This window comes from Algoriphagus boritolerans DSM 17298 = JCM 18970 (assembly GCF_900108085.1).
Taxonomy (GTDB): domain Bacteria; phylum Bacteroidota; class Bacteroidia; order Cytophagales; family Cyclobacteriaceae; genus Algoriphagus; species Algoriphagus boritolerans.
Window position 1 is genome coordinate 1 of sequence record NZ_FNVR01000054.1, and the last position, 10,352, is coordinate 10,352.

General features: G+C 37.1%; 7 protein-coding genes. All 7 read right to left on the bottom strand.

The annotated features are described in order from the left end of the window. Positions 1–757: Tm-1-like ATP-binding domain-containing protein (locus C4S61_RS21175; RefSeq protein ID WP_200820633.1), on the bottom strand; the 757-nt coding region annotated here is incomplete at its 3' end. A 4-nt stretch (positions 758–761) separates the two neighbouring features. Then, positions 762–1,058, bottom strand: a complete 297-nt coding sequence (locus C4S61_RS21180) for a Dabb family protein (protein WP_103926779.1) — start codon at positions 1,056–1,058, stop codon at positions 762–764. Between the two features lie 12 nt (positions 1,059–1,070). After that, the gene (locus tag C4S61_RS21185) at positions 1,071–4,220 is read right to left on the bottom strand and encodes a DUF7133 domain-containing protein (RefSeq protein ID WP_160111294.1); all 3,150 of its coding nucleotides are present in this window, start codon (positions 4,218–4,220) and stop codon (positions 1,071–1,073) included. A 44-nt stretch (positions 4,221–4,264) separates the two neighbouring features. Beyond that, on the bottom strand, positions 4,265–4,936 hold the full coding sequence (locus C4S61_RS21190; RefSeq protein WP_103926781.1) for a 3-keto-disaccharide hydrolase: 672 nt from the start codon (positions 4,934–4,936) through the stop codon (positions 4,265–4,267). Positions 4,937–5,005: 69 nt separating this feature from the next. Then, entirely contained in the window at positions 5,006–6,523 is a 1,518-nt protein-coding gene (locus tag C4S61_RS21195) for a RagB/SusD family nutrient uptake outer membrane protein (protein WP_103926782.1), read from the bottom strand. Positions 6,524–6,546: 23 nt separating this feature from the next. Beyond that, on the bottom strand, positions 6,547–9,870 hold the full coding sequence (locus C4S61_RS21200) for a SusC/RagA family TonB-linked outer membrane protein (protein ID WP_103926783.1): 3,324 nt from the start codon (positions 9,868–9,870) through the stop codon (positions 6,547–6,549). A 150-nt stretch (positions 9,871–10,020) separates the two neighbouring features. After that, a partial coding sequence (locus tag C4S61_RS21205) for a FecR family protein (RefSeq protein WP_146064475.1) occupies positions 10,021–10,352 on the bottom strand: 332 nt, incomplete at its 5' end.

Below are 10,352 nucleotides of genomic sequence, written 5' to 3' on the forward strand. Positions count from 1 at the left end.
CGGCCAACTCAGTGGTAGTGATGTCCAGAATTCCTACAAAGCAATCTTCCCTAATCAGGGTTTCCATAGCATTGCCCCCGAGCCCGTTGGCATGGAATGCCATAACTTCATATCCTTTTGCTTCCAAAAGTTTTGTGCATTCGTTCACGCAGGCAGTAGTGTTACCAAACATACTGATAGCTATAGTTCCTAGAGATTTTTCATCCGTTTTCAAATTCACCTTTGCCATTCCGGTAAGAGCAGCTGCAGCGTTCCGCATGATGAGACGGCTGATCCTGTTCAGGCCGGCAACATCAACCACTGATGGCATCAAAAGTATGTCCTTCATACCAACCTGACGGGTGACATCCTTGGATGCCAATGTGGAAATACAGAGTTTGGGAAAGCCAATGGGCAAAGGTTCCATCGCTGCTAGTGATATATAAGTCCCGCCGCCGCCTCCCATACCAATAACTGCTTTGATTTTTCTTTCGGTCAATAATCTGGAAACCAATTTTCCAGCACCTTTACCCATAATTTCAACTGCATGACCCCGGTCAGCTCTTTTTCTTAAATCTCCAATAGATTCACCAGCTTCAGCTGCAACTAAATCTGATTCTAATTCAACAGGAAAAAGTGATGTGGATCCAAAAATACCTGTATTCATTGCAATTACACTTTCCCCATGGGATACAATGCATTGTCGAAGAAAGTTGAAATTTTCTTCTTTCGTGTCAAAGCACCCAATCATCAAGATAGACTTATCTTTCTGAGTCATAATCTTAAACAACTATATCAAAAACAATAACTCGCTCCAGTCTGGGGACCACGAGCTCTTTGACTTTTTCATGAATGGGATGATGGAGATATTCATCTCTGGATTCCTCAGAATCGAAAGTCATTATAAAGCCGTGGGTGAAATCTTCATTTAACCCTTCATTTCCATTATAGGGACCGTATTCCATGTCCAATAGTCCTGGAATTTCACTTACCATGGCCTTCATGGTACGAAAACATTCTTCTATCTGACTTTCTGAGATATTTTTTTTAAATTGAAAAACTCCAAAGTGTCTAATCATATCAATTAAATCTTATTTTAAGGTTCTTATAAACGCAAACAAATCAGCTATTTCCTCATCTGAAAGGTTATCAATTAAGCCTTTATTCATAAAGGAACGACCCCCCAAGTATCCTTGGCTTTTGATGTTTTCCGCATCAATAAAAATCTTATTCCCCCCCATGAATCCGATTGTAGTTCCTGATTCCTCCTTTTTTACAAGGTAGCCTTCAATATTTTGTAAATCTTTTTTAGTGACTCTATACATTGAATAATTTGATTCTACAGCCGCATCAGGATCCAGAATTGCAGTTAGAAGGGCATCTAGGTCTCGGTTAGCTGAACCATCTAAAGCAGGTGCAAAATCAAATCCTACATTTCCAACTTTATGGCACATTAGGCAAGTTTCGAATAGAACTTTTCCTTTTGATACACTTCCTTCATTATTATTTACAATATTTTTATAACTTAGAATTTTTTCATTCAATAATTCCCTATCGTTTTCTTCAATTTCGTAAATCGTATTTAATATTTTAGTACCGATAGGGTCAGATGGACTGTAACTTTTAATTTGTTCAGCTGATGATTTATCAAATGCTGAAATTTCCAACAGGTTAGATTCAAATAATTTTTTTAAAATTCCCGAACCTTGGTTGGAGCTAGAGAATAATTTAACTATTTCCCTTTTTTCAAATTGATCCATGATTGAAATCCATTTTATTAATTCTTTTTCCCCTTCGGAAGGGTTTGATTTGGAAAAATTATTTAATGCCAATGCTCGATTGCTAAAACTAAAATCTTCAATTTGAAATATTTGGTAAAAGTATCGTTGATTGGCATTTAAGTCTATTTCAAGTGCTTTGATTAAAAGATTTAATGTTTTTTCCGATACATTTTTATTTATCAATGGACTTAATGAGTTGTTAGGATACTTTATTTTAAATCTACTGATTGCCTCTAAACCTAAGTTTTTGTCAAGTTCAGAATCTTGGTTTAAGAGGTGCGATATAGGTTTTTTTAGCAAATCAGTAAGTATATCAGATTGGATCAGCGATTGGTTTTGGATAGCATAGCTGACATAATTTGAGGCTTGATTCAGGTTGGAGAAATAAGGCCTGACCATTTCTTGGATTTCTTTATTGCCCAACATTTGGGAGACAATTATAAAGTGAGTCTCATCCAGTTCAGAAATAGAAGAAGATGGCCAGAGGCTTATAAAAAATTGTTCTTTCTTTTCCTTAGGTAAAGCCTGTGTCGCCCAGATTTTATTTGCGGTAGGAATTTTTGAAGCTGCCGGTGAATTCAAAAATTTCTCTAACTCCAAAGGATAATTTTCTAATGCCTTTCTGGAAAGATAGCGTTCGAATCTCCTTTCATAGCCCCCCCCCATTTGGTTTCCCTTTAATTCAGGTTTACAGGCTAAAAGCAAAATTTCAATGGTTTCGGGAACTGCATTGCCAATTTCTGATAAAGTCCGTAACACCTGAGACCTGATTAGAGAATTAGAATCTTCAATCAGATCCATCAATTTATTGGCTGCTTCAGCAGGACTTAAATTAAAAGTAACAAGAGATCGTATGGCTTCACGCCTTAAATTATCCATTGAGTCTTGGATCAGGGCATCCATCAATTTTTCATCGTAATGATTGATTCCTTCAAGACTCCAAAGTGCATGAATTCGCGTTATTTCATCCATTGATGAGTCACTTGCAATATGGATTAAGCTTGATGATAATTTTGTGGTTTCAGAGATTGGACGATCGGATATTTGCTGCCATGCAGACCTTTTTGCCCAAAGAGAAGGAGACTTAAGATGCTCCACCAAATCTTCAGTTTTCATCATTCTGAAATCTGGAATTTCTCTTTTTTTCTGGGTAACATGCCGAATCCTCCATATTCTACCATGTGATTTATCTCTTTCCGGATGGGTGGTGGGGACCTCATTATGGGACACAATCTTATTATACCAATCTGCAATGTAAAGAGAACCATCTGGCCCGAACTCCATATTGACTGGACGAAACCATGGGTCCTCAGACACCAATAGATCTTCAAGATGTTTTGAACTGTAATTACCGTCAGAATTTCTGGTAATTTTTACTGAATTAATTGTTCCGGTAATTGGATTGGCTAAAAAAGCAACATCTTTCCATTCTTCAGGAAAAGATCCTGAAACGTCATCTGCAAAAGCTAATCCAGACAGTCCTGTTCCCCCAACTCTAAATTCATGAAAGGGAGGTAACCAAGGTTGATAGGGGCGTAATTTTTCATTACCTATTCCGGGAAAACTTGTTCCAGATTCCATTGGTACTACTGAATACCCCATATCGTTTGCTTCAGTTCCATACCACTGTCCATTGTGACGTAATTGATAACCCCAAATATTGTTTAAACCTGAATTTACAATTTCCATTTTTGTACCGGAAGTTGAAAATCTCGCAATTTTACTATAGTCAATTCTTAATTTTAAATCACTTTGTAGGGCTGTAACTTCTCCTTTATTTAATGCCCCATGACTGAAATGAATCCAATTTCCCGGAGCCCTGATTAGGGTATGGGCCATGGTATGGGTATCAGTAAAGCCAAAACCCGTAAAATAGGGAATTCTTTTATCAGCCTTCCCATCATTATTTGAGTCTTGAAGCAAAAAAAGTTCTGAGCCTTGCGCAACAAATGCCCCGTTTTTATAGGGAAGAATACTTTGAGGTATTGTTAGACCATCAGCCCAAACATTAATGTTTAAAGGGGAATCATCAAAAAGATTGGAAAGAATTAAGATTTTATCATCTCCTTTAGTTTCGCCTTTATAAAGTTTTGATATTCTTTTAAACTCAGGATGGTTTTTTTGGGCATCAGAATCATTCATAAGATTCAATAAATCGTTCCATTTAATGTCTGAAATTGGATCTAAGGGATACATTGTAGCTGTTTGTGTCCACAATCTTCCAGATTCATCAAAAGTCAAATCAATAGGGTTAATTATCCCGTCCCTTTCACTTGCGACTAGTTCAATTATAAATCCTTCGGGTAATTTAAAACTCTTCAGCTGTTGTTCAGGAGTCAAAGCACCATCTTCCTTAGAGTCGTTAATTTTTTGATCTTGCGAAGTAGAGCTACAAAAATAAAATAATGGAAATGTAATTATAAAAATGGATACAAATGTGATTTTTTTATTTAATTTCATTATTATTAACATGAAGTGGTGTTAGTTTTTTTAAATAGAAATATTCAATTTTCACTTATATGGGTGATAGTTAAATCCCGAAATTCAATTTTTGCATTTCCTCCACTATGTAATTGAATTCCAATCAAGCCACTTTTGGGAACCGAAGAATCTTTTTCCTGATATTCATTTGTCTTTACACCGTTGATGTAGAGTTCATGAAAGTCCCCTTTTACTCGGATGATATAACTGTTCCAACCATCCTCCCTAAGTAAATGCTTAAGCGTCTGCAAATCACCTCCAACAAGTTTCCCTCTACGGTGTTCATCATAGATATCCCCCCAATAGCCGTTTCCGATATCGGCCTGATAGCCCACCATATTCCCGTTAATAATTCGCGAGCGATATTGGATACCGCTATTTATCAATCCAGTTTTTGAATCCCCTGTTAATCTAAACAGACAACGGAACTCAAAATCTTCAAAATTATCCGTGGTGTAAAGGTAATTGTTTTCCGCTATATTGAGAACCCCGTCACCACCGACTAGGACGGAATCCTGAACTTTCCAAAGTGATCGGTTTTTTTCGGGTAAGGCGTGCCAGCCTTTCATCGTCTTCCCGTCAAAGACGGATCTGGTGTTCTCAAAGCCCTGACCCAATACTGGTAAAGTACCAGAAATCAAAATCACCAATGAAACCAATATAATATTCACATCTTTACTTATAAATTTTTTCATGTTTTTTTATAAGAATAGGTATTTTAATAATATTAAATAATTAAGAATATACCAAATGAAATTAAATAATTACCAGTTCGGGTGTTGAATTAAAGTACCTCCAGATTTATCAATTTCTGATTGAGGAATTGGAAAAACTTCATGTTGTCCATCTTTAAATTTAAAGAAGTTTCCGCCCCATTGAGGATTAATGGTGACATTATTTTGCCATCGATCTGGAGATCTTAAAAATTCACCAGCAATTCCCCACCTGCGTAAATCAAAACTAATTTTACCTTCAAATGCAAACTCCACTCTTCTTTCATGGCGGATTGCTTCGAATATCTCGTCATAGGTTAAATGATTCGAAATAGGTGGCATGCTTACGGAAGGTCTTGCTCTCACCATATTTATATATCTTGAAGCCTCGGAAGGGTCCCCCAACTCATTTAAAACCTCTGCATACATCAATAAAACCTCTGCATAACGATATAAGGCAAAATTTGCTGAAGTGTACCACGGATGATTTTGCTCAATTTCTACTCCAGTTCTACCTGAAATAACCCATTTTTTAACGGCAAAACCAGTCCCATTTACCACATCTTTAAAAATTTGACCTTCAAAGTCGTCACCTAACCTGAAAATTGAGTAATTCAAACGAGGATCTTCTTTGGGCACAAGTTCATATTCATTTACTAAATCTTGAGTTGGTCTAATCCAACCCCATCCTCCTCCGGGGACGTAACCTTCACCATTGGGTGCACTATATGTTGTAGAAAAATTCCCTAATTCGGGTTGTCCCGTATTTGCTTTGTATTGGATTTCGAAAACGGTTTCAGAATGGTTTTCAGTTGTTCCATCAAATAATGAAGTGTACGAATCTAATAATTGAAAATTTCCCGAATTAATTATATCCTCTAACAAAGGTTTAGCAGAAGCCCATTTTTTTTGCCATAAATACAATTCAGCCAGAACTATCCGTGCCGAAAAAGAGGTTGCTCTACCCACATTGGAATCATCGTAATTATCTGGCAGAGAAAGAGCCTCCTTAAGATCGTTTTCCACTTGGGAAAAAATCTCTTCTCTGTTTGATTTGGGTATATATAGTTCATCAATAGCCAACGTTTTTGTTACCAATGGGGCATCTCCAAAGATTTTCGCTAAGCGAAGATTCCACCAGCCACGGATAAAGAAAGCTTCTTTCAACAATCGTTCCTTAAGTTCATAATCCATTTCGATCAGTGGAATTCTTTCCAACGCAATATTACATCTAAAGATCCCTTCATATATTTGGAACCATTGATTACGAATTTCACCATTATCAGGCTGAAGAGTATATTGATAAATTTGATTCCATGCTACGCCATCCGGATGAGGTTCTGCATCAGAGGATTGGATATCACCCCACATGTCGACACCTGTCGGACGACCACCAGCAGTATGAAAACTAAGCATTGAATTATAAGCTGCCACTATTGCAGCATTTGCATCTTCAGCATTTTGATAAAATTCATCCTGAGCGATTAGCCCGATTGGATTTAAGTCTAATTGATCATCACAACTAATGAAAATTAAACTAACAAGGACATATAAGTATTTTCTTTTCATGATATCAGTCTATTTTAAGTAAATTAAAACCCTAAATTTAAACCTGCGAAGACAGACCTTGGGATTGGATATGCAGTGGCTGATGTTTCTGGATCAAAGCCAGGAAAATCTGTAATTGTAAAAAGGTTTTGACCTGCGACATAAATACGCATCTTTTCCAAACCAACTTTCTTGATGAATTCTGTTGAAAAATTATAACCAAGTTGGATATTTTGAACTCTCACGTAATTTTGGCTTCTTATCCAAAAGTCGGATGATCGAGAATTACCGTTAGGATCACCGCCAATAATACGAGGCACATAATTACTTGTCCCAGGACCTGTCCAACGATCGGCCCACATTATATTAGTTGCTTCAGCAGCTCTAGCCGCTGCAAAGCCCCTAGCAAAAATATTTTGATCTCTTCCAAAATCACCAGTAACTGAGACCGAAAGATCAAAGTTTTTATATTTCATACCAGAATTAAACCCAATTATTTGCTTTGGAAGAAATGATCCGATATAAGTCCTGTCTTGAGCATTAATCACACCGTCATCGTTGAGATCCTTAAATTTGATATCTCCAGGAGCCGCATTCGGTTGAAAAGGAGAATTAGAAATCTCTTCCGGTGATTGAAAAATCCCATCATGTATGTGTCCGAAAAAGGAATTTATTCCATAACCTTGAGTGGTACGGGTTTCAACTCCTCCTTGGCCTCCACCAGCCTGAATAATATCAAGACCACTATCTAATTTTGTTACTTCATTTTTATTGACTGTAATGTTAAACCCAATATTATAGCTTAAATAGTCACTATTAACACCGGTTTTTCTATAGTCAACTGTAAATTCTATCCCATTATTTCTCACACTTCCTACATTTTGATAAGGAAAAGTCGCTAACCCTGAAATAAACGGCAAGGGTACTCTAACTAAAACATCTGTTGTTATTCTGTCATAGTAATCTAAAACAAATCCTAACTGATCCTGAAATAGATTAACTTCTAATCCGGCGCCTATTGTTTTTGTCTTTTCCCATGAAATGTTTTGGTTTGCAAACTCTGTTGGTGCTGCACCTGGTAAAACATTTTCAGACATTCCCATCGAGTAGGCTAGGGTAGGATTTATTACAGATTGATATGGATAAATTCCAACATCTTGATTTCCTAAAACGCCGAAACCTGTACGTAGTTTTAAATAACTTATTTGACCCAAATTATTATTCAGAAACTCCTCATTGGATAATACCCAACCTGCAGAAAGCGAAGGAAAAACTCCTGTTCTATTTCCTTTTGCGAACCTAGATGATTGATCAATCCTAATGCTTGACGATAGAAGGTATTTATCTTTAAATGAATAGTTTACCCTTCCTAAATAAGATTGCAGTGCCCATTCAGTATAATTACCACGTGCAATATCATTTGCAGTAGCCGCATCAAGAACTTGAAGATCCGAATCATTTCTACTAAAAGTATTTCTAAACGCTCTTACAAATTCAAATCTTTCTTTCTGAAATGTGTAGCCTGCTAATAAATCAAATTTGTGTGAATTACCTATACTTTTGTTATAGCTGAAAATATTATCAATCATAACATTTTGTGTTGCTGAAATATTTCTATTTAAAGTAGCAATTCCATTTATATTTCCTAAACCAAAATTGTAAGAGGGATTAAAATTCTTTGAATCAAGATTAATATATTCAGCACCTACGCTTGTTTTAAACATTAATCCCGAAACAATTTCATATTCGGCATAAAGATTCCCTATTAATCCAATTCGATTATCGTCGTTTACGGGTTCATACGCAGCAACTAAAGGCTGTGTCATTGTAGTTGGTTGCCCCGCTCTATCAGCAATTCCATATGAACCATCCTCGTTGAAGGGCCTTACATTAGGTGCATAAATCAATGCTAAGGACGTCGCACCATTAGGATCCCCTTGTCTGGACATTCCATAGCTAAACCCAAAACTACTCCCAATTTTTAAACCATCAATTGGCTTTATATCATTATTCACCCGGAAATTAACACGACTATATTCCGAATTTACAACAATACCTTCCCCTTTATAGTAACTTAACGTTATGGCATGTAGATTCTTTTCAGTGCCGCCACTCATAGAAAAAGAATAATTTTGTTTACCCCCAGTTCTAAAAACCTCATCCTGCCAATTCGTATTTACTCCAAGTGTACCAACAGTTGGATATGGAACTTGAAGTCCTTGATTTCCGTAAAAATCATTGACCATTTCTTCATAAGTATCAGCGTCAACCGTTTCGATTTTGTTAATTACCTGATCAAATGAATAAAATGATTGAAAAGAAATTTTTTCCCTTCCAGCTTTTCCTCTTTTTGTTGTAATAAGAACCACTCCATTTGCACCTCGAGACCCATAAATAGCGGCAGAAGTAGCATCTTTAAGAACGGTAACACTTTCAATATTACTTGGATCCATGTCCATTAATCCTCTATTGGTAATAACACCATCTACCACAACAAGTGGAGAAGAATTTGCACCAAAACTGCCCATGCCTCGAATTCTTATTTCGGCCCCAGCCCCTGGGCTTCCACTTGTCTGTCTTATATTTAATCCAGCAACTTTTCCTTGAAGAGCCTGTGCTACGGAAGCAACAGCTTGATTTTCTGTTTCTGCTCCTGAGACTGAAGCAATAGCTCCTGTCAAATCACTCTTCTTTTGTGTACCATACCCAATAACCACCACCTCTTCCAATGAAGTTTCATCTTCCTGTAAAGTCACATCAATTATTGACTGATTTCCAATAGTGATTTCTTGGACTTCATAGCCAACAAAAGAAAAAACCAACACAGCTCCTTCTGGGGCCGTCAAAGTGTAACTTCCATCTAATTCTGTAACGGTACCTGTAGTAGTTCCCTTCACCAAAACTGTAACCCCAGGAAGAGGCTGCCCAGTAGCATCTTTCACCACCCCCTTTACATTAATGTCTGCTTTTTGGACAACTTCAACGGGTTTATCTTCTGAGTTTTCTTTTTTGGCCTTCACATGAATATTCTCATTGACCTGTACAAAGTTCAATTGGGTTTGCATGGAAACCATAACCAAAATATCGTAGAGCGATTTATTATTCTCCACGACCGTAATGGCCTGGCTCAGATCAACCAGATTATCCGTATAGGTAAACTTAAAATCCGTTTTGGATTCCACCTGCTTAAAAAACTGTGTAAGTGACTTCTCTTTAAGATTTAAAGAAACCTTCACTTCCTCAATGGTTTTCCGCTGGGCAATACCCGTGTTAGCAAATATGACGGTGCATAGAACTAGCTGGAACACGAAAGCATATATTAATCGTTTGGACAGCATAATCAGTTGTCTGCGTAAATTATATTCCATAAATTTAAATGGTTTAAGTGTAGAAATACTTGGACCAATGCCTCCCTCGGATCTCAATTTGAAAGAGGCATTCACAGGGCAGGATCCTGTTCCGCCAAGAACAGTTCCTGCCTTCTTTGTTAACTGGCGTTAGTGTTGACCTTTTCCATATTATTTTGGGTTGGTGATGGTTATTTGCTTTTTATCGATTTTAAAAGTCATTCCCGAAGTCATGCAGACTCCACGCAATACGTTTTCCAGCATTTCGTCTTTATAGACACCGGAGTAGGTCCAATCCTTATCCGGGTTTCCTTTAAATGTTATTTGGACACCATACCAGAGTTCCAGCTTTTTCTTTACTTCCAAAAATTTGGCACTTTTGAATACCAGATAATTGTCCTTCCATCCGGTGACATCCATGGGGTCAAATCCTGTCTTGGAAAATTTTCCGTCTTTTTCCATGACTAGCATTTCATTGGGATCCAAGGTTACCTGATCTCCAT

What these genes read in the sequence shown, in the direction of transcription:
- C4S61_RS21200 (WP_103926783.1), bottom strand. Translation starts at nt 9,870, where the DNA reads ATGGAATATAATTTACGCAGACAACTGATTATGCTGTCCAAACGATTA.
- C4S61_RS21190 (WP_103926781.1), bottom strand. Translation starts at nt 4,936, where the DNA reads ATGAAAAAATTTATAAGTAAAGATGTGAATATTATATTGGTTTCATTG.
- C4S61_RS21195 (WP_103926782.1), bottom strand. Translation starts at nt 6,523, where the DNA reads ATGAAAAGAAAATACTTATATGTCCTTGTTAGTTTAATTTTCATTAGT.
- C4S61_RS21185 (WP_160111294.1), bottom strand. Translation starts at nt 4,220, where the DNA reads ATGAAATTAAATAAAAAAATCACATTTGTATCCATTTTTATAATTACA.
- C4S61_RS21180 (WP_103926779.1), bottom strand. Translation starts at nt 1,058, where the DNA reads ATGATTAGACACTTTGGAGTTTTTCAATTTAAAAAAAATATCTCAGAA.